Annotated in this window: 20 protein-coding genes; 10 read left to right on the top strand and 10 right to left on the bottom strand. The window is 29.0% G+C overall.

What is annotated here, in order from left to right; genetic code table 11:
• Genes mgtE through BSV1_RS03055 form a run of 3 tightly spaced genes read left to right on the top strand, consistent with a single transcriptional unit; the run spans nt 1 to nt 2,524 of the window.
• Nucleotides 1-1,365 (top strand): magnesium transporter, encoded by a 1,365-nt coding sequence (gene mgtE / locus BSV1_RS03065; protein ID WP_008882505.1) that lies wholly within the window; start codon nt 1-3, stop codon nt 1,363-1,365.
• A 50-nt stretch (nt 1,366-1,415) separates the two neighbouring features.
• On the top strand, nt 1,416-1,835 hold the full coding sequence (locus BSV1_RS03060) for an HIT family protein (RefSeq protein WP_002656400.1): 420 nt from the start codon (nt 1,416-1,418) through the stop codon (nt 1,833-1,835).
• A 26-nt stretch (nt 1,836-1,861) separates the two neighbouring features.
• Complete coding sequence (locus tag BSV1_RS03055; protein WP_008882370.1) at nt 1,862-2,524, top strand: hypothetical protein; 663 nt, start codon at nt 1,862-1,864, stop codon at nt 2,522-2,524.
• 10 nt (nt 2,525-2,534) lie between these two features.
• On the opposite strand, the gene BSV1_RS03050 is transcribed toward BSV1_RS03055, so the two are convergent.
• The 4 genes from BSV1_RS03050 to pdeB are packed head-to-tail and all read right to left on the bottom strand — an operon-like array spanning nt 2,535 to nt 6,055.
• A complete protein-coding gene (locus tag BSV1_RS03050) occupies nt 2,535-3,008 on the bottom strand; it encodes an S-ribosylhomocysteine lyase (RefSeq protein WP_008882340.1) in 474 nt (157 codons plus the stop codon).
• Nucleotides 3,005-4,183, bottom strand: a complete 1,179-nt coding sequence (gene metK / locus BSV1_RS03045; protein ID WP_008882503.1) for a methionine adenosyltransferase — start codon at nt 4,181-4,183, stop codon at nt 3,005-3,007. The genes BSV1_RS03050 and metK overlap by 4 nt, the downstream gene beginning before the upstream one ends.
• Nucleotides 4,180-4,893, bottom strand: coding sequence for a 5'-methylthioadenosine/adenosylhomocysteine nucleosidase (locus tag BSV1_RS03040; protein ID WP_008882439.1), 714 nt, complete (start codon nt 4,891-4,893; stop codon nt 4,180-4,182). Before BSV1_RS03040 ends, metK begins: the two co-directional genes overlap by 4 nt.
• A gap of 22 nt (nt 4,894-4,915) precedes the next feature.
• Entirely contained in the window at nt 4,916-6,055 is a 1,140-nt protein-coding gene (pdeB, locus tag BSV1_RS03035; protein WP_008882328.1) for a cyclic di-GMP phosphodiesterase PdeB, read from the bottom strand.
• Nucleotides 6,056-6,179: 124 nt separating this feature from the next.
• Between pdeB and BSV1_RS03030 the strand changes: the two genes are divergently transcribed.
• The 6 genes from BSV1_RS03030 to BSV1_RS03005 are packed head-to-tail and all read left to right on the top strand — an operon-like array spanning nt 6,180 to nt 14,376.
• Complete coding sequence (locus BSV1_RS03030) at nt 6,180-6,947, top strand: hypothetical protein (protein WP_008882848.1); 768 nt, start codon at nt 6,180-6,182, stop codon at nt 6,945-6,947.
• Nucleotides 6,948-6,959: 12 nt separating this feature from the next.
• A complete protein-coding gene (gene gltX, locus BSV1_RS03025) occupies nt 6,960-8,432 on the top strand; it encodes a glutamate--tRNA ligase (protein WP_008882368.1) in 1,473 nt (490 codons plus the stop codon).
• Nucleotides 8,433-8,449: 17 nt separating this feature from the next.
• Nucleotides 8,450-9,799: a glycine--tRNA ligase gene (locus BSV1_RS03020; protein WP_008882678.1), complete on the top strand. Its 1,350-nt coding sequence runs from the start codon at nt 8,450-8,452 to the stop codon at nt 9,797-9,799.
• Nucleotides 9,784-11,001, top strand: a complete 1,218-nt coding sequence (tyrS, locus tag BSV1_RS03015; protein ID WP_008882763.1) for a tyrosine--tRNA ligase — start codon at nt 9,784-9,786, stop codon at nt 10,999-11,001. Before BSV1_RS03020 ends, tyrS begins: the two co-directional genes overlap by 16 nt.
• Nucleotides 11,002-11,011: 10 nt before the next feature.
• Nucleotides 11,012-13,300 (top strand): AAA family ATPase, encoded by a 2,289-nt coding sequence (locus BSV1_RS03010; RefSeq protein WP_008882519.1) that lies wholly within the window; start codon nt 11,012-11,014, stop codon nt 13,298-13,300.
• Nucleotides 13,301-13,317: 17 nt separating this feature from the next.
• Nucleotides 13,318-14,376: an NAD(P)H-dependent glycerol-3-phosphate dehydrogenase gene (locus BSV1_RS03005; protein WP_008882599.1), complete on the top strand. Its 1,059-nt coding sequence runs from the start codon at nt 13,318-13,320 to the stop codon at nt 14,374-14,376.
• A 21-nt stretch (nt 14,377-14,397) separates the two neighbouring features.
• On the opposite strand, the gene BSV1_RS03000 is transcribed toward BSV1_RS03005, so the two are convergent.
• Nucleotides 14,398-14,676, bottom strand: coding sequence for a PTS transporter subunit EIIB (locus tag BSV1_RS03000; RefSeq protein ID WP_008882583.1), 279 nt, complete (start codon nt 14,674-14,676; stop codon nt 14,398-14,400).
• A 7-nt stretch (nt 14,677-14,683) separates the two neighbouring features.
• A complete protein-coding gene (locus BSV1_RS02995; protein ID WP_008882832.1) occupies nt 14,684-16,060 on the bottom strand; it encodes an aminopeptidase in 1,377 nt (458 codons plus the stop codon).
• Nucleotides 16,061-16,185: 125 nt separating this feature from the next.
• Between BSV1_RS02995 and p22 the strand changes: the two genes are divergently transcribed.
• Nucleotides 16,186-16,770: a lipoprotein P22 gene (p22, locus tag BSV1_RS02990; RefSeq protein WP_008882458.1), complete on the top strand. Its 585-nt coding sequence runs from the start codon at nt 16,186-16,188 to the stop codon at nt 16,768-16,770.
• Nucleotides 16,771-16,811: 41 nt separating this feature from the next.
• Here the strand turns inward: p22 and mgsA are convergent, their stop codons facing one another.
• The 4 genes from mgsA to BSV1_RS02970 form a co-directional block, all read right to left on the bottom strand.
• Nucleotides 16,812-17,195, bottom strand: coding sequence for a methylglyoxal synthase (gene mgsA / locus BSV1_RS02985; RefSeq protein WP_008882427.1), 384 nt, complete (start codon nt 17,193-17,195; stop codon nt 16,812-16,814).
• A 93-nt stretch (nt 17,196-17,288) separates the two neighbouring features.
• Complete coding sequence (gene pdeA / locus BSV1_RS02980) at nt 17,289-19,301, bottom strand: cyclic di-GMP phosphodiesterase PdeA (RefSeq protein WP_008882626.1); 2,013 nt, start codon at nt 19,299-19,301, stop codon at nt 17,289-17,291.
• A gap of 20 nt (nt 19,302-19,321) precedes the next feature.
• Nucleotides 19,322-20,308, bottom strand: coding sequence for a prolipoprotein diacylglyceryl transferase (gene lgt / locus BSV1_RS02975; protein ID WP_008882556.1), 987 nt, complete (start codon nt 20,306-20,308; stop codon nt 19,322-19,324).
• Complete coding sequence (locus tag BSV1_RS02970; protein ID WP_002556956.1) at nt 20,308-21,450, bottom strand: MinD/ParA family protein; 1,143 nt, start codon at nt 21,448-21,450, stop codon at nt 20,308-20,310. Before BSV1_RS02970 ends, lgt begins: the two co-directional genes overlap by 1 nt.
• Between the last annotated feature and the right edge of the window lies 1 nt (nt 21,451).

Raw genomic sequence — 21,451 nt, 5'->3', positions numbered from 1 at the left:
ATGATAGATATTGATGAGTTGAGAATTTTTCTTAAAGAGAAGAGCTATTCTAAAATTAAAGAAAAATTTTTAAAGCATGATTCCTTTGATATTGCTGAGGCTCTTAAAAGACTTAATGGAACTGAATTGATTTTACTCTACAGATTTTTGCCCAAAAAAATAGCAGTTGAAACTTTTTCTAATTTTGACCAATCTACAAAAAATAAATTAGCAAATTCTTTTACCAATAAAGAAATAAGTGAAATGATTGATGAGCTAAATCTTGATGATGTTATTGACCTTTTGGAAGAGGTTCCTGCAAATGTTGTTCAGAGATTTTTGGCAAGTTCTACAGAAGAGAATAGAGAAATTATTAATAAATTTTTGTCTTACAGTGATGACTCTGCAGGCTCGATCGTAACAATTGAGTATGTTGAGCTTAAAGAAGATTTCACAGTTGGCAAAGCTCTTGATTATATTAGAAGGGTAGCTAAAACCAAAGAAGATATTTACACTTATTATATTACAGATGATGAAAAGCATTTAAAAGGAGTTATAAAAATTGAAGATTTAATATTGGCTAAAGATGATGTTATTCTCTCGTCAATAATGAGAAGTAGTGGGTTTTATATTGTGGGGGTTAATGATGAGAAAGAAGATGTCGCACTTCTTTTTCAAAAACATGATATTACTAGTGTTCCTGTTGTTGATAATGAGGGGAGAATGATAGGGGTTATTATTATTGATGACATTTTAGAGGTTATTCAATCTGTAAATACTGAAGATTTTCAAATGATTGCAGCTGTTAAGCCTTTAGATACATCTTATCTTGATACTTCTATTTTAGTTATGACAAAAAATAGGATAATTTGGCTTTTAGTTCTTATGGTGTCTTCTACTTTTACAGCTACAATCATTTCAAATTATCAAAATTTAATGTTGTCTTTAGTGGTTTTAGCTAGTTTTATTCCCCTTTTAATGGATACTTCAGGCAATGCCGGCTCTCAGGCATCTGCGTTAATAATTCGTGAGCTTGCTCTTGGTACTGTCAAGGTAAAAGATTTTTTTAAAGTGTTTTTAAAGGAAATATGTGTTAGTATTCTAGTGGGAGCAATTCTTGCTGGTGTTAATTTTTTAAGAATTGTATTTTTTGTAGCTCCGCACCATTCTGATAAGATGAAAATAGCTTTTGTAGTTTCATCTTGCTTGATGGTAAGTTTGACAGTGGCAAAGATATTGGGAGGTCTTTTACCCATTGTTGCTAAAATTTTAAAGTTGGATCCAGCACTTATGGCAGGCCCTTTAATCACTACAATTGCAGATGCTATTACTTTAATAGCTTATTTTAATATAGCAAAATGGGTTTTAGTTAGCTATGCTGTTTAAATTTCGTTTAAATATGTTGATTGCTATTTTTTTATAATAGGATATTTTTAATGTACGATTGTATTTTTTGTAAAATAATAAACAAAGAGCTTCCTAGTTATAAAGTTTATGAGGACGATTTAGTTTTAGCATTTTTAGATATTAATCCTTTAACTGTTGGGCATACTCTTGTTATTCCCAAAGAACATAGTGAGAGTTTATTAAACATGGATGATAAATTTAACGAAAGAGTTTTAAAGGTATGTAAAAAAATTTCAAATGCTTTAAAAAGAATAAACTCAAGCATTTATGGTGGAATAAATATTTATTCTGCTTTGGGGGCTGGCGCAGGGCAAGAGGTTTTTCATACTCATTTTCATGTAATTCCAAGATTTAAAAACGATGGTTTTGGTTTTAAGAGAGGCAATAAACTTAATCTTGAAGTTGAAAAATTTAAAGAGTTGTCTATGCAAATAAGTATGAATATTTAATTTTATTTTGCCCAAAAGGATTCTTTATGAGAAGAAACTTTTTATTCTTTTTTGTTTTTATGCTTAATACATTTAGAATTTATTCAGGAATTCCTGGATATCTTAATGTATACAGTGGAGTTGGGTTTGGTGTTGACAATTTTACTCAAGATTTATTCTTTTATGAAAGACTTAAGTATCAATTTTTCAGTGGAGTTGGTGTTAATGTTTCTCAAAATTTAGCATTTGGTGGAGAATTTAATTTAGATATTAAATTTTTACCAAGCCATACTCCTTACACCAATGAGATTATATTTATGTTGGATGATCAAGCATATTTGAAGCATTCTCTAAATTATTTCATAATAAAAGACGTTTCATTTTCACTGAGAATGTATGGTAATTATTTCTTTTTACCCTATACACCAATGTTTAGTTTAATCTTTTTTACAGGTTTAAAATTTTCATACATTGGTGCAAAAATTTGTTTTGTAGATTCGCGTGATTGGGTGTTATTGGATAATTTTGTTTTGGGAATAGACATTGGAGCTAGAATTAATGTAGATTTTATTTTTTTGGAATATACAATCTTTCCAATTTTTTATAACAAACCTTTACTTTTAAATCAAATGCATAAAATAACATTAGGATTTATTTTTCAGTTTGATGTAGCAACAAAAAATGAAAGCGAAATACTTTCTATTTTGTAAATTTTATGAGCTAAGGATATTTTAAATTTTCTTCTTTAATATTGTTTAATATTTGTAAGTATTTAGAAGATTCATATTTGGCCATATCAAGGTTATGTTCTTTGTAATTTCCGCATTCCTTATCACTTGCGCCTGGGATAGGTTCTGAAAAATTTACGATTTCGGAAAAAAGCCATGAGACTAAGTCAACAAGATCTTTACTTTCATAGTCTCCAAAAATTATTAAGTAAAAGCCAGTTCTGCATCCCATAGGGCCAAAATATACTATTTTTTCGGTCCAAACTTCATTGCTTCTAAGTAAAGTAGCTACTATGTGCTCTATTGTATGTATTGCTGCGTTTTCAATTATTGGTTCGATGTTGGGAGCTTTGATTCTAATGTCTATTGTAGTAAATATTACATTTTCAAAGGTATCTTTTCTTGAGACATATATGCCAGGGTTGAGTTTTGTATGATCTATTGTAAAGCTTGTTATTTTTTTCATTTTTTTAGCGCTGTTTGTATTTTTTTTACAAAATCTAATTTTTCCCATTCAAATTCATTTTTTCCAAAATGACCATAAGTGCAAGTTTTAAGATATATGGGTTGTTTTAGTTTTAATTTTTCAATTATGCCGTTGGGAGTTAAATCGAAGTTATTAACAATAAAATTTAATATTTTGTTTGCATATTTAGGATCATTTATTCCCCCAGTTATTTGAACAGATATTGGGTTTTCAATGCCAATTGCATATGCGAGCTGTAGTTCAAATTCTTTAGAAATTCCGGCTGCCACCATATTTTTTGCGATATATCTTGCCATGTAGGCAGCTGATCTATCTACTTTTGTGGCATCTTTTCCGCTGTATGCCCCCCCTCCGTGTCTTGCAAATCCTCCATAGCTATCTGCAATAATTTTTCTTCCTGTAAGCCCAGTGTCTCCGGTAGGGCCTCCAATTACAAAATTTCCAGAAGGATTAATGCAATAAGCAGTATTTTCATCAAGCATTGATTTGTCTTGAACAGTAGGCTTGATAATTTCTTCAATTATTGTTTGTTGTATTAGTTTTTGTGAGATGTTTGGATGGTGTTGATGAGAGACTATAATATTTTTTATTTTTACAGGGTTTCTGTTTTTATCGTATTCTATGGTAACTTGAGATTTTGAGTCAGGTCTTAACCATTTTATTGCTCCTGATTTTCTAAGATTGCTAGCTTTTTTTAGAATTGAATTGGCTAGTTCATAAGGAGCAGGTAAAAAATTTTTTGTTTCATCGCAGGCATATCCAAATATTATTCCTTGATCCCCTGCTCCAAGGGCATTGGATCCTTTTTTTTCAATTGCGTTTATAATGTCACGTGATTGATTGCCAATAGCGTCTATTACCGTTATTGTTTTGTAATCAAGCCCATAATCAATATTTGTATAGCCTATATCTTTGATGATATTCTTAGCAACCTCTTTTATATCTATGTTTTTTTTTACAGGACTATTTATTTCTCCTGCTATTACTACTAAATTTTGTGCAATTATGACCTCGCAAGCTACTTTTGCATTTTTATCTTCTTTTAGTATTTCGTCAAGGATGGCATCAGAGATTTGATCTGCAATTTTGTCTGGATGTCCTTCAGATACAGCCTCAGAAGTTAAAGTTTGGTTCGCTGCTATTATTTTACTCATATTAGCCTAATAAGTTCCTTTGTCATTTTGCTTGAATTTATTGATGATGTTTTTAAAAATTTATTAAAATCTATATGGTTGTCTTTATTGTTTGGTAGATCAGAAATTGAACGAATTATTATGAATGGTATTTTAAATATATGTGCTACTTGAGCTATTGCAGCTCCTTCCATATCTACAGCTAAAGCATCCTTGAAATTTTTTTTAATTGTTTCAAGATTTTTTTCATTGTCAACAAATTGATCTCCTGTTAGTATTAAGCCAATATGGATATCAATTTTTAAAAGCTTGTTGTCAACAATATTGGCTACTTTTTTAAGTAGCTCTTCATCTGCTTTAAACTTTTGTGGCAAATTAGGGACTTGTCCTATTTTGTGTCCAAACTTGGTTAAGTCAAAGTCATAGTATGCTGTTTCTGAGGATACTATAATGTCTGATATTTTAAGGTTAGAGTTTTCTTTTATCCCCCCAGAACTTCCAGAGTTTATTATATGAGTGATTTTATACTTAGATATAATTTGACTACTCCAAGTTGCTGCGTTAACTTTTCCAATTCCTGTAGTTAAAGATATTACATCTTTTCCTAGAATTTTTCCTTTATAAATCTTTTTATTTTCTAAGTAGTCGTTTAATACAATTTCTTCTTTGTTGTCAAGTATTTTATTTATTTCTTCTGATTCTTCTTGCATAGCTGATATTATCAAAATCATATTTTTTCTCCTTTTAAGCGTCTTATATAATATCTATTAAAGAATGTTTATTTTTAATTAGCTCTATTTCATTTTGATTGAGTATTTTTTTTATTCCTGTATTTGTATTTGGTATAGATTGAACACTAGATTGTTCATTTTTGTCTATAACTTTTCCATTTTTTATTATGTAGTTGATGTATGGGAGATTTGGGTTAGACTCATCTGTATCTACTATTTTGGCTATAGAATTGTCATTAAGTTCTACAATAAAGTCTAAAGGACAAGAAGATATTGCATTGATTATTAACTTCAAAACCCTTTTGTCAAATTTTTTGTCAGCATCTTTGATTAATTCAATAATAGATGCTCCAGAATTAAAAGATTTTTTGTATGCCTTATCTAAAATGATAGCAGAATAGGCGCTAGCAGCGCCTATTATATTTGATTCTATGCTGATATTTTCACTTGTTAATCCTTTAGGATAGCCAGTTCCGTCTAGATTTTCTTTATGTGTTAAAAGTGTCAAACATATTGATCGTGACAAGTTGCTTGTTGAAGCTATTTTGTAGCTTATTATGGGATATTTTTTTATTATTTCTAGTTCTTCTTCCGTTAATGCTTCTTTTTTTTCGCTGATTTTTGATGGAATAAATAAAAATCCTATTTTATGTAAAAGAGCAATACTGCAAAGTTCTACTGTTTTATAGTTATTTAGTCCCATTTCATTGCCAAGGGCTACTGTTAGGATAGCTGTATTTACTGAATGAATAATGTGATAGTTTGCAGAAAGCTTGGGAATTCTAAAATATTTGATAAAAATTTTCTTCTGTTTCTTGTAAAATTCTATTACTTTTTTTACAGTAGGCATAATATCTTGGTAATATATTTTTTTATTTCTTTTGCAATTTTCATAAATTTCTTCTAAATTGCTTATTATTACATGATAACTAGAAATAGCCTCTTCGTTGAATTTTTTGTGTATTTCTTCATATTCTCTTTTAACAGAATCGTCACTGAAAAAATTTTTCCTCTCTTTAATGTATGACTTTAGATTCCATTTTTCAATAAGCTCAATGTTTTTGTCTCCAATAAATGCATTCTCAGGCCAAACTAAAAATTCCTTGTCTATTAAATATGATGAATTTTTTATGTTTTTGATAATGCTTTCAGAATTTTGCATTTATTCCCTTGAAATTAAGCTCTATTAACCATGTATATCATATTATTTATTAATTGTCTATCTATTAGTATAATGTATTTATTATATCTCAATTTTTGAATTAAGCTTTTTTGAAGAGATTTTTATGGTAGAAAAAATACGCTTAGGTTTTAATATTATTTTTCTTGGATTATTTATTTATTTTCTGGCAATTTTAAGATTTCAAATGAAATTAAGCTTCATTTTGCTTAATTACCAATTTATTGTAGTTTATTTTTTATTAGTGATTGTTTTTAATGTTATTTATTCCCAGTATTTTTTTTCAAGATTGTATTTTATTTTAAATGGGATGGAAGATACATTCACTTTTTTGAAGCTTAAAATGGTTCGCAAAAAGCTTAAAAGTGTTTTTGAAATATCTATTCTTCTTAGGTTTATTTTAATAAAACAAGATAAAAAAAGCCTTGATGAGCTTTATTTTTATTTAAAAGACACTAGATTAAGACATAAAACAATAATAGAGCTTTATTCTGTTCTTATTAGCTTTAGAGAAAAAGAAAAGGCTTCTAGTTTAATTTTAAATTACAAGTACAGTAGAAATAAGTGGGTGAAATATTGTGAGGCTCTTAGTATGTTGTCATTTGAAGAGCACTCAAAGCTAAAAGAGTTGGTAAATTTTTTAGATAAGTTTTTTTTGAAAAATGATATTTTTACTATTTATTTCTATTATTTATTGCGAAAATCAAAAATATCTTTTGATTTGCTTGAAAGCAAGAAAGTTGAGATTAGAAATCGATACTATAAATTTAAAAACAGGATAGATTCTAAGCATACAAAGCTACTTGGTTCGAATTTATTTTTTGTTGTTTTTTATTATATTTATGATTTTTCTAAAAAAGATGTTTTTTATTAAAGGAGTTGTGTTTTGAGTATGAGAGTTCGTTATGCGCCTTCTCCAACAGGTTTGCAACATATTGGTGGGATTAGAACAGCTTTGTTTAATTATTTTTTTGCAAAGTCTTGCGGAGGTAAATTTTTGCTTAGGATTGAGGATACAGATCAGAGCAGGTATTCTCTAGAAGCTGAAAATGATCTTTATTTAAGTCTTAAATGGCTTGGCATTTCTTTTGATGAAGGCCCTGTTGTAGGGGGTGATTATGCGCCTTATGTTCAGTCTCAAAGAAGTGCAATATATAAGCAATATGCTAAATATTTAATTGAATCTGGGCATGCTTATTATTGTTATTGCAGTCCCGAAAGGCTTGAAAGGATTAAGAAAATTCAAAATATTAATAAGATGTCACCCGGATATGATAGGCATTGCAGGAATTTAAGTAATGAAGAGGTTGAGAATGCGATAATTAAAAAAATCAAGCCCGTTGTCAGATTTAAAATTCCTTTAGAAGGAGATACCAGCTTTGATGATATTTTACTTGGAAGGATTACATGGGCGAATAAAGACATTAGTCCTGATCCTGTAATTCTCAAGTCAGATGGATTGCCGACTTATCATCTTGCCAATGTTGTTGATGATTATTTAATGAAAATTACCCATGTATTAAGGGCTCAAGAATGGGTTTCTTCAGGTCCATTGCACGTACTTCTTTATAAGGCTTTTAAATGGAAACCTCCTATTTATTGTCACCTTCCAATGGTTATGGGAAATGATGGTCAAAAATTAAGCAAAAGACATGGTTCAACAGCTTTAAGACAGTTTATTGAAGATGGGTATCTTCCAGAGGCTATTATTAATTATGTTACTTTGCTTGGCTGGTCTTACGATGATAAGAGAGAATTTTTTTCAAAAAATGATCTTGAGCAATTTTTTTCAATTGAGAAGATCAATAAATCCCCCGCTATTTTTGATTATCATAAGTTGGATTTTTTCAATAGCTACTATATTAGAGAAAAAAAAGATGAAGATTTATTTAATCTTTTACTCCCTTTTTTCCAAAAAAAAGGGTATGTTTCTAAGCCTAGTACTTTGGAAGAAAATCAAAAATTAAAGTTATTAATTCCTCTTATAAAGAGTAGAATTAAAAAATTAAGTGATGCTTTAAATATGACTAAATTTTTTTATGAGGACATTAAATCTTGGAATTTAGATGAGTTTTTAAGTAGAAAAAAAACAGCTAAAGAAGTTTGTTCTATTTTAGAATTAATAAAGCCTATTTTAGAAGGATTTGAAGAAAGATCGTCAGAAGAAAATGATAAAATTTTTTATGATTTTGCTGAGAGTAATGGTTTTAAATTGGGAGAAATTCTTCTTCCTATTAGAATTGCAGCGCTTGGCAGCAAAGTCTCTCCGCCGCTTTTTGATTCTTTAAAATTGATAGGCAAGTCTAAAGTTTTTGAAAGAATAAAATTAGCACAGGAATTTTTAAGAATAAATGAATAGCTATTAAGGATATTTTTATGGTTAGAATGGAAGATATTATTTCTCTTGCAAAAAGAAAAGGATTTGTATTTCAGTCTTCAGAGGTTTACGGGGGCCTTTCAGGAGCTTGGGACTATGGTCCTTTGGGTGTTGAACTTAAAAAGAATATAAAGAAAGAGTGGTGGAAGAGCATGGTGTATTTGCATGAAAATATTGTAGGTTTAGATAGCGCTATTTTTATGCGCCCTGAAATTTGGAGAGCATCTGGCCATGTTGATGGTTTTTCGGATTCTATGGTTGATTGCAAAGATTGTAAAAGTAGATTTAGAGCTGATTTTGTTGATTTGTCAAAAAATTGTCCGAATTGCAAAGTTGGAAATAATTTTACCTCCCCAAGAAGTTTTAATTTAATGTTTAAGACCCATATTGGAGTAGTGGAGGATAGTTCTAGTGAAGTTTATTTAAGGCCTGAGACAGCACAAGGAATTTTTGTTAATTTTAGAAATGTTTTGGATTCTTCAAGGCTTAAGATTCCTTTTGGGATTGCTCAGGTAGGTAAAGCGTTTAGAAATGAGATAGTTACTAAAAATTTTATATTTAGAACTTGTGAGTTTGAGCAAATGGAAATGCAGTTTTTTGTTCATCCCAAGCAAATAGACGAGTGGTTTTGTTATTGGCAGCAAAATAGAATGAATTTTTTTATAGAAACTCTTAAAATTAGTCCCGATAGATTAAGATTTAAGGCGCATGATTCAACGCAGCTTGCTCATTATGCAAAAGCTGCATTTGATATTGAGTATGAATTTCCGTTTGGATTTCAGGAAGTAGAAGGCATTCATAATAGAGGTAATTATGATTTAACTCAGCACGCTAAATTTTCCAACAAGCCCAAAGTATTTGAGTATCATGATTTGTTGACAAAAGAGAAATATGTGCCTTATGTTATTGAGACTTCTGCTGGTCTTACAAGGTCTGTTTTAATGACTCTTTGTGATGCTTATTCTGAGGAAGAGCTCTCAGATGGAGATAAGCGTATTGTTTTGCGCTTACATCCCAAGCTGGCTCCTTACAAGATTGCTATATTTCCTCTTGTTAAAAAAGTTGAGCTTACTGAGATTGCTAGAAGGATTTATATGGAGCTTTGCGATGATTTTCATATATTTTACGATGATAGTGGAACAATAGGTAAAAGGTATAGACGTCAAGACGAAATAGGAACTCCTTATTGCGTAACAATAGATTACAATACGATTGAGGATGAGACAGTTACTGTTAGAGAAAGAAATAGCATGACTCAGAAGAGAATTTTTATTAATGATTTATATTCATACATTAAAACAGAGATTTTAAATTACAAAGAGGATTTTAATAAATGCATCTTGCTTTAAGTCTTTTACATAAACGCGGATTTTTAAAGCAATGTACATCTTTAAAAGTTTTAAGTGATTTAATGGATAGGGAAAAAATAGTTTTTTATGCAGGAGTTGATGCGACATCTAGTTCTCTTCATATTGGTCATTTGATTCCCTTTTTAGCAATGATGCATCTTAGGCAACACGGGCACATACCAATTGTTTTGATTGGAGATTCTACAGCAAAAATAGGCGATCCTTCTGGAAAAAGTGAGATGAGAAAGATTTTATCTTCAGAAGAGATTGGCAATAATGCTTTGTTGATAAAAAATCAACTTCAAAGAATAACTAAGTTTACTTCAGAATGCTTTATTCATAATTCAAATTGGTTAGATAATCTCAATTATATTGAATTTTTAAGAGATATTGGCATGCATTTTTCTGTTAATCGTATGTTAAGCTTTGAAACTTATAAAAGAAGGTTAGATTTTGGACTTTCATTTATTGAGTTTAATTATCAACTTTTGCAGTCTTATGATTATTATATGCTTAATAAAATTAAAAATTGCCGACTTCAAATTGGTGGTGATGATCAATGGGGGAATATTATTTCAGGGGTTGACCTAATTAGAAAAAAAAATAGATCAGAAACTTTTGGGCTTACGTTTCCATTAATTACAAGAAGTGATGGGAAAAAGATGGGCAAAACAGAAAAAGGTGCTGTTTATCTTGATTCTAATCTTTTTAGTATTTATGATTTTTATCAGTATTTTAGAAATACTTCAGATTCTGATGTGAAAACTTTTTTATATCTTTTTACTTTTTTAGAAGAAGATGAGATTGAATTAATTTCAAATTTTAAGAGGAATTCTTTAAATAAGGCCAAAGAGATTTTGGCTTTTGAGATAACTAAAATTGTTCACGGAGAAGCAGAAGCCTTGAAAGTTCAAGAGGCATCTTTTGCTGCGTTTAGGGGAGGTGGAGATAGGAGTAATATTCCATTTTTTAAATTTAGCTTTTCTAGCCCAAAAGAAGAGATATTATTGGTTGATTTAATGTTAGATTCAAAAATTGTGCCCAGCAAATCAGAAGGCAGAAGATTGATTGATTCTGGAGGTGTTTATATTAATGGTAAAAGGGTAGAAAGTCAGAGCCACCTTCTTACTAAAAAGGATTTTAATAACAATGAAGTTGAATTAAGAGTAGGTAAAAAAAAATTTTTACGAATTGTTTTATAGTTGATTTTGGATGTATGATAGAAGAGCTTTAAATTGTTTATTTTTTAACGTCTTTTTGTTTTTCATGGAATCTAGGCACCTTGTGTTTACAGAAGAGCACATTTTTTATGGGCTTATTAAAAGTGATAAAGTTAAAGAACTGCTTAATTTGTGTGCAATTGACTTTTATAAACTTAATAAACAGCTAGAAGAATTTTTTAGCAAACTTCCCTTAAGAGGCAATTATATCCCAGACTATGTTTCTAGTATGGATTATTTGTATGATGATATAATTAGTGTTCTTTTTTTTTATAAAAAACCTTATAAAATACAAGAAAAAGATTTATTATGGGTGCTTGTCAAAAAAAGAAAAAATAGTATTTTAGATGCGCTGCTTAGTTCGGGTTTTAATTTGACTATTTTTGACAAACTTATTGAAGTTCATGATTATTTAGCTGTAAATACTAAATCTGCCTTAGGCAACAGTGAATTAATTGCAGAATATATTCATAATGCGCCAAAAATGAAAGGAGGCTTTCATATTTTTGATGATAAGCGTGATAAGTTGGATCAAAATAATATTTTCTTAGAAAGTAAAGGCTCTATTGGCAATTTTTTAACAAACGTTATTGATACTTTGGATTTAAAATACAATCCTTTAATTGGTAGAAATCAAGAATTGTCTCGGTTAATCCAGGTGATACTTAGGAAGCATAAAAGTAATCCTATTTTATTTGGAGAGCCTGGTGTTGGAAAAACAGTATTAATTCAAGGTCTTGCATATAAAATAAAAATAGAGAATGTTCCAAAGGATTTAATAGGGTATGAAATCTATTCTCTTGATATTGGCAGGCTTGTTTCTGGTACTAAATATAGGGGGGATCTTGAGAGTAGAGTGAATAGGGTTTTAGATTTTTTAAGCTCAAGAAAAAAAGTTATGCTTTTTATTGATGAAATCCACATGATAGTAGGGGCAGGAGCTACTTCATTTGGTAGTATGGATATTTCCAATTTGTTAAAGCCCATTCTCACTTTAGGAAAAATTAAATTTATTGGAGCTACTACAGAATATGAATATAGAAAATTTTTTTTAAAAGATAAGGCCTTAATGAGAAGGTTTCAGAGTATAGAGCTCAAAGAGCCTAATTTTGAAGACGCTTATAATATTTTGCAGGAGATTAAAAAAGATTATGAGAAATATCATAATGTGGAATATACAGACGAGGCAATACAAGCTTGCATTCTCATGTCTCAAAAATATATTAAAGATAGATTTCTTCCAGACAAAGCTTTTGATATTTTAGATGAATTAGGCTCTAAGTTTAAGCTTGAAAAAATAAAAAGGATTATAACAAAAGATGATGTTTGTAATCTGATTAAATCTATTGTTGGTTCTAATATTTTTAATTTTGAAGAGTATGATGATGAATTGCTAATTAATTTAGAAAATAGAATAAAAAAAGAACTTATTATACATGATAACTTGGTACTTGATTTGATATTAAATATTAAATTATTAAAATTTAATTTGCTTGCCAATAGAAGTACTATTGGAATATTTGCCTTTATTGGTGTTTCTGGGTCAGGAAAATGCAAATTGATGGATATTTTATCAGAAGAGTTTAAAATTCCGAAATTTAGTCTTAACATGGGTGAGTATGGTGATTTTAATTCTCTTGATAGATTGATTGGGCCTGTTTTAAGTAATGAAGGATATTATGAATCTACCAGATTTTTTAAATTTTTGAACAAATCTTCTAATTCTATTATTTTCTTATCAGATTTTGACAAATGTAATAAAAGGGTTTTAGATTTTTTTTTAGAGGGGTTTAAAACAGGTAAACTTTTTGATGGTCTTGGGAAAAAGGTAAGTTTATCAGAAAGTTTAATAGTAATAAGTATCAATGCTGAGAGCAAAGAGCTTAATAGCATTGGTTTTAAAAACAAAATGGCGGGGGAAAATGATTTTAACTTTATATTAAAGAAGAGATTACCCAATGAGTTTTTAGAGTTAATAGATCATGTGTTTGTATTTAAATCTATTGATGAGTTAGATTTTGAAAAAATCATTTTTAATGAACTTAATTATTTTGGAAGGATATTAAGAGATAGAAAATTTGATGTTTTTTTTGAAAAAAGTGTTGTTGATTATATTCGAGAAAAGATTTATGGAAAGGGGTACAGCTTAAAAAGTGTTAGAAAATTTATATTCAAAGAATTGGGAAAGCTTTTAATAGATGAAATTCTTTTTAAGAAAATTGAAAATTCTGGTAAAATAAAAATCTATTTGGATGAAACAATAAAATATGAGTTTTTATAAGGTTATAGGGAGTATTTATGAAAATATCAGTAATAGGGGCAGGTGCTTGGGGAACAGCTATTGCAAAATCTTTGGCAGATAAATTTGATTTTAATATTTTTTTATGGGCCTTTGAAGAAGATGTTAAGAATGATATTAATAATGATAATTTTAATACTAAATATTTAAAGGGAATTAAATTGCCAAAAAATTTAGTTGCAAGTTCAGATTTATTTGAAGTTGTAACAATGTCCGATTATATTTTCATTGCAACACCTTCTCTTTTTACTGTTGATATTTTAAAAAAAATGGATCAATTTTTACATTCTCTGGAGATAAAACCAAAGCTAGCAATCCTTACAAAAGGGTTTATTACTTTTAATGGTAAAACTCAGGCAGTTATTGAAGCTGCCGAGAGAGTTATGAAAGGATATAAAGACGAAATTACTTATATTGTTGGTCCAAGCCATGCTGAGGAAGTTGGGCTTGGTGTGATAACAGGACTTGTTGCGGCTAGCAATAACAGAGAAAATGCATATTTGTTTATTAATTTATTTAGTAAAACCCCAATTTCTTTATTTTATAGCAACGATGTTTTTGGGGTGCAAATAGCAGCAGCTTTAAAAAATGTGTTTGCTATTGCATTTGGAATTTTGGATGCTTATAAATTGAATTATCCTAATTTAATAGGTAATAATACAGAATCATTTTTATTTTCAATATCCTTAAATAATATAAAAGATATTGCAATGGAGCTTGGGGGAAGAAATATTGAAACGTTTTTATTTTTGTCTGGTTCTGGCGATTTAGATGTTACTTGTAGAAGCATGTTTGGAAGAAATAGACGATTTGGCAATGAAATTGTTAGCAAAAACATTTTAGAAAGCTTTTTAAGTATAGATGATTTGATAAGTAATATTGAAAAAATTGGATATTTGCCAGAGGGAGTTTTGGCTGCTAAATCAATTTTTTCCTTTTTTAAACAATTAAATCGTGATCTCAATCCTAATAGTTTGTTAAGCGTTATATATAAAATTTTGAATAAAGAGTTGGAGCCCAAATCTATTATTGAGTATATGAGAGATGTTAGACAATAAAATAAAGCCTCTGCAGAGGCTTTATTGTTTTTGCTCATTCATCATATATAAAATTTTATTATGAACATCTTCGATTATTTCAAAATTCATTACAACTTCTGTAAGTTCATTAGATTTAATAGTTCCTATTATGTTGTCATTTTTTGTTAAATCGCCTCTTTTGACTAAAGAATTGCTGTCTACTAAAATTTTTATTCTTGTTAGGTCTTTGTTTATGTTTTTGATATTTTTAATTCCTCCAAAGCATTCTACAATATGCTCTGCTACTTTAATTTTATTTGTTTTTTCTAAATCTATCATAGTAATTTTATTCTCTGTAGAAAGCTTTATATGCTAAATAAGCATTGTATAAATCAAATTTAGAAGTTATTTCCATTGGAGAATGCATACTTATAACAGCAGGCCCCATGTCTATTGTTCTTATTCCATAGCTAGCTAAGAATTTAGCAACAGTTCCTCCTCCTCCTTCTTCTACTTTTCCGAGTGTTGCTACTTGCCAGGCTATATTGTTTTTATTTAATAATTGTCTAATATAAGAAACAAGCTCAGCATCAGCATCGCTAGCCATACTTTTTCCACCATGTCCTGTGTATTTCATTATAGGTATTCCATAGCCAAGTTGGGGAGCGTTTTGTTCGTCATGGACTGAACTAAATAGTGGGTTTATTGCTGCGCAAACATCAGCAGAAATGCTTTTTGAATTCCACAAAGCTTTTTGGACGTGAAGATTGTTGTATTCTGATTTTTTAATTTTGAAGATCATGTCAGAAACAAAATATTCAAGATATCTTGAATCTAGTCCGGTTGAACCTGTTGAACCAATTTCTTCTTTGTCTACAAGAAAGCAAATGGCTGTTTTGTTTGGAGTCTCTTCAAGATCAAATATGGATTCTAGTGAAGTGAAAACGCATATTTTGTCATCTTGTCCGTAAGCCCCAATTAACGCTTTGTCAAATCCAACGTCTTTTGCTGTTCCTGCAGGCACTATTTCAATTTCTGATGATACAAAGTCCTCTTCTTCTATTTTGTATTTTTCTTTTATTATTTGCAAAGTTGCCAGTTTAACTTTATTTTTTTCTTCTGTTTCGATTGGTAGGCTTCCAATTAAAATTTTTAGATTTTCCCCCTCAATAATTTCATCTGATTTTTTATTTCTTTGTATTTTTCTATCAAGATGAGGCAAAATGTCGGGAATTACAAATACAGGATCGTTTTCATTGTCCCCAATGTTGATTTCAACCTTTTCTCCATTTTTTAAAAATACCACACCTCTTATTGAAAGGGGTGTAGATAGCCATTGATACTTTTTTATTCCCCCATAATAGTTGGTTTTAATAAATGTAAGTTCATTTTCTTCAGAGATTGGTGAGGGTTTTGCATCAAGTCTTGGTGAATCTGTGTGAGAAACAATAAAATTCATTCCATCTTCAATGGGATTTTTGCCAATAATAGCAAAAGCAACAGATTTTTCTCTACAGGTATAAAAAATTTTGTCACCTGGCATTAAATTTTTTTTTTCTTCAGCGTTAATAAACCCCAATTTTTTTGCTTTATCTAGGGCATAGGCTGTAACTTCTCTTTCTGTTTTGAATTTGCTTATAAATTTTTTGTAACTTTCAGAAAAATTGAAAATTTGATTTTTTTCTTCTTCATTTAAATATATCCATGGATTTTGTTTTTTCATATTAATAAGACCTCCTGTTTCATTTTAACATTTTAATTGTTTTTAAAGTGTGTACAAAATAAATTATTTATTGTAAACTTACTTTTAATTTTAATATAATTAATAAATTATAAGGGAGAATTTTTATGTATAAAAATGGTTTTTTTAAAAACTATTTGTCATTGCTTTTAATTTTTTTAGTAATTGCTTGTACTTCAAAAGACAGCTCAAATGAATATGTTGAGGAGCAAGAAGCGGAGAACTCTTCTAAGCCTGATGATTCTAAAATAGATGAACATACTATTGGGCACGTTTTTCATGCTATGGGAGTAGTTCATTCAAAAAAGGATCGAAAAAGTTTGGGGAAAAATATAAAGGTTTTTTATTTTTCTGAAGAAGATGGACATTTTCGAACAATACCCTCAAAAGAAAATGCAAAGTTAATAGTTTATTTTTATGACAATATTTATGCAGGAGAGGCTCCAATTAGTATCTCTGGAAAAGAAGCCTTTATTTTTGTTGGGATTACCCCTGACTTTAAAAAGATTATAAATAGTAATTTACATGGTGTTCGAAGTGATCTTATTGGTACTTTTAAAGATCTTAATATTAAAAATTCAAAATTGGAAATTACAGTTGATGAGAATAATTCAGATGCCAAGACTTTCCTTGAATCTGTTAATTACATTATCGACGGTGTTGAAAAAATTTCACCTATGTTAACGAATTAATTTATATTTTTGATTTTATAGGCTTTAATCTAAATTAAAGCCTATTTTAAAATTAAGCTCTCAAGTCCTTTTATTAAAATTTCTGCTGTTTTTACGTTGGTTGCAAGCGGTATTTTATGTACATCGCAAAGCCTAATAAGAGCTGACACATCTGGTTCGTGAGGCTGGCTTGTTAGGGGATCTCTAAAGAAAAATATAGCTAAAATATTTCCTTCGGCTACTTCAGCTCCAATTTGCTGATCTCCTCCCATAGGGCCTGATTTATATTTAAAAATCGTAAGATCGGTAGCTTGTTGGATTTTAGACCCTGTTGTTCCTGTTGCAATAAGCTTGAATTTGGATAAGAAGAGATAGTTTTGTTTGACAAAATTTACCAAATCTTCCTTTTTTTTATCATGTGCAATTAATGCTATTTTTTTTTCCATTAATTTTATTCCTTTTTCAATGTAAAATAATTTTTGTTGAAATTTAATAAAATTTAGGCATAAGTATATTTTTAGATTTCACTTTTTTAGAATTTATATTGGTTCTGGTTTGTGCCATAAAAATCCTTGCCCATAGTCTATTTCTAGTTCAATTATTTTTTTTAATATTTCCTCATTATACACAAATTCGGCAATAATTTTTATATTTTTTGTATCTGCTATTTTTTTAATAGATTTTATTATTACAAAATCTATTTCACTAGAGTTTATTGCTTTTATGAAAGATCCGTCTATTTTAAGTAAGTCTATTGGTAGTGTTTTAATATATGAGAGTGATGTATGTCCGCTTCCAAAGTCATCAAGTGCTAGCTTGATTCCAAAACTTTTTAATTCTTGAAAATATTTGTTTATTATCTCAAAGTTTTCAAGAATTCCAGTTTCTGTTATTTCCAAGCATATATTTTGAAGCGGGATTTGGCTTTTCAATAAAGTATCTCTTAAAAAGATTCGAAAGTTTTGTGATTTTAGTGAATAAGGAGATATGTTAATTGAGAAAATGTGAATTCCATTTTTTGATACAAAGCTTTTGTATTCTCTTAAAGCCTTTTTAACCACCAATGTATCAACCTCAACAGTTAAATTATATTTGTCTATTAATTTAAAAATTTGATTGTTTGGAATTGATTTGCCCATGTGGTCAAAAAGTCTTGTCAAGATTTCTATTTTGGGCTTTAAGTTCTTTTTAAGAGGATTTATTTTTTGATAATAAAGAGTAAAAAAATCATTTTTTATTGCTTTGAGTATATATTGAAAAATTTTGTTTTGATTTTTTAAAATCACCGCCTCTGGTAGTTCTTCTTTGTATATAGTGGGATTAGATTCTTTGTATTCCGATGATATTTTTGTAGCCATCATTAATTTAGGGATTTTGAATTCTAAGTTTTCTTTTAAATTTACCTCTATTATTCCAATATTGAATTTGAATATAATAATATCTTCTTTTTTAAATGCCAGAGCAATTGTTTTTTTGATTTTTTTGGCAATTGAGATTATTCGCTTTTCTCCGCCACTTGTGCTTATGATTACTATTAAATTGTTGTGTTTTAACTTAAAAATATATTCAGAGTATAATGACATTATTTTTGAATACATTATTTTAAGTATTTTTGCATTAAGCTTTTCTTGATCTTCTTTGTATTCATATTCTGCTGTTAGGGATACGTCTAAATTAAGCAAATATATTCTTTTTTTTTTGTAAATATCCATATGGTTTACTAGTAATTTTTCAATTTCTTTGGCATTTTGAATCTCGTCTTGCGAATCAATAATTTCTAGATATTTATAGTTTTCTATTTTATTAGAGTTTGATATTTCTTTAATCGTTATTAATTTATCGATATTGTTTTGAGCAATTGTGCTAATAAATATATCCACATGCAGTTTTTTGTTATTTTTTAAAATTAAAAGACAATCAGTTATTAATATATTTTTAAATTCAGGAATAGAATTTGTGTGATAACTTAAATTTATTTTTTCTAACTTTTCCCAATCTCTGATATCTATGTCGGTTACTTTGATTATATTTCCAGAAGTTTTCATTGGAAGATTAAGATTTTTACTACCTTTTTCATTGATATAAATAATTTCATTTTTGGTGTTTGTGATGATTACTATTTCTTTTATGAGTTCTGATAAATTTAAAAAGAAATCCAGAGTTGTGTTTTTATTGTCGCAAAATAATTTTTTTTGATGTATTAAACTTTGCTTATATTCTAATTCGCTTATATCTTTTATTATTTCTATGTGATCAAGTTTTAAATATTCCTCATCAAATTTTTCTTTGCTAATTATAATAGAATGTATTTTGTTTGCATTTTTTAATTCGTTTGCAACGTTTATTGAAAAATCTATTGGTTTTTCATAATTATAAATAATAGCGAATTTAATATTATTTTGTTTTACATATTCGCTGTATAAAGCTTTTTCAGATTTTACGATTTGAATTAAGTTGAAAATAGATTTAAGCTTTATGAGATCTCTAAGTTCAACTTCTTTTTTAGAGATTATAACTGAATTTATATTTTGATAATTATTGACTTCGTTCATTTTATTGGCTTGCTCTTATTTTAATTTTTGTATGCCAAGTTGGTGTTGTTTTTTATTTTTTTATCTCCAATTTTTTTGGTGACTATTATCCAGATTAATCCTGAGAGCATCAGCGTTAGCGAGAGAATTTGTCCCATTGATATGTTTAAAAAAGAAAATTCGGACAGGCTTGTAATTGGTTTGTAGGTTATTATAAATCCAAGTTCTTTGTCCGGTTCTCTTAAATATTCAATAAAGAATCTGAAAAAAGCGTAAAGCATTACATATGTACCAAAAATAAATCCATCATATTTTTTAATTTTTTTAAATAAAAACCATAGCAACAGAAAAGTTACAGGTCCTTCGAAAAATCCTTCAATAAGTTGAGAAGGTATTCTTGGAAGGTTGATTAGCAGGTCATGAGGCGAAATTTCAAGCCCTACTGATGATGCAAATTCTTTTACACCTGGTATATTTGTGTCAAATGGTTCTGCATTGGGAAATATTATTCCCCCTTTCATTGCTCTTCCATAAAGTTCTGCATTTGCGAAATTAGCAAGTCTTCCAAGTATGTAGCCAGAAGAAAAAGCTATTGATCCATAGTCTGTTAGTTTTAGAAAATATTTTTGAACATTTGTATTTTTGAGCTTTGTATTTATTGTTATTAGAGGAGCAATTATTGCCCCCAAAAAACCACCATGGATGGCCATGCCTCTAAAGCCTGTAAAATTCCAATGCTGGTCGAATGGCAAAAGGATTAGCCAAGGATTAGAATAATAAATTCCCGATTTGTCGTAAACTAAGGTAGATGCTAATCTGCCTCCTAAAATTGCTCCAAGTACAAGTGAGAACATAAATATTTCATAATCTTCTTTTTTGATATCAACGTTGTCTGATTGTATTTGATACCAAATAAACTTATAAGAGATTAGTATGATTAAAATATAAGATAGGCTATACCATGTAATTGGTATACCTTGAATTACTTCAGGATGCAACCAACTTGGGTAATTTATGTAATTTGGCATTAGACCTCCTTAGCCTTTTCAAGCTTTTCAACAAGCTTTTTTTTAAATAGCATATTTTGCTTTCTTAAGGTTTCGATTTCTCTTTTCTGAGATTTTATTATATCAATAATTTCACTACTTTCTATTGTTTTGTTTTTTATCAACGATTCAAGGTATTCAATTTTTTCAATATATTCTTCTTGAGCTTCTCTTAGTACAAAATCATAACTTTCATTTAAATCTTCTTCGTTTAAAAGCTCGGCATCATTTGTTAAATCTTCAATTTCGATTAATTTTTTTGCAATTTTTTTTATACTTTTAGAAGTTGAGCTTGTAGGTTTGTATATAGTGATGGGTATTTTGCTGTTTAAAGCCTGATCAACTATTTCATCTTTATAGATTGCTCCAATACTTTGTAAATTTATGCTTAAATAGTTTTTTGCTGATTTTATTATTTTTTCGGTTTTTTCAATGTCTTTGGGAGCTTTGAGCATATTAAATATCATGAAAGGGCTAATTGTCTTAAACAATTTGTTAAATTTAGAATAATTTTCAGGATCTTCGCTTTCAAGTTTTAACAGCAAATTAGGTATATAAACCCTTTGAAGATCGATTGAATTTTGTTTTATTGTTCTGAGAATTTCATTTCCTTTTGTCCCTCTTTTAAACACACTTGATAACAGCCTAAATATTATATTTTTAAGAAATAAATATGCATTCATTGTAGCTGTTACTGTTGGTGTTGTTACTATTACTCCTCTTTTTGACATTAAAAAAAAGTCTATAATATTAAAAGCTGTTCCTGCTCCAAGATCAATCACTAAGTAATCATATTTTAAAGATTTTAAATTTTTTATTATGATTTTTTTTTGAGAAGCAGCTATATTAGCAAGTTCTGGAATGTCAGAATCTCCTGCAATGAAGTTTAGATTTTTAATTCCAGATTGAATAATAATGTCTGAGAAATTAATCCTTGTTTTTAAAAATGTCCCTATACTTTTTTTAGGTATAATGTTTAACATTGAGTGCAAATTAGATGCTCCAAGGTCAAGATCAACAAGCAATACGCTTTTTCCTTCGTTTGCCAGGCAAATTGCTATGTTTGTTGAAAAAAGGGATTTGCCAACTCCCCCCTTACCACTGGCTACAGGAATAATAATCAAG

It is taken from the genome of [Borrelia] finlandensis, from assembly GCF_000181875.2.
Classification (GTDB): domain Bacteria; phylum Spirochaetota; class Spirochaetia; order Borreliales; family Borreliaceae; genus Borreliella; species Borreliella finlandensis.
Note: the sequence above shows the minus strand (reverse complement) of the source record. Positions and strands in the feature narration are given on the sequence as shown.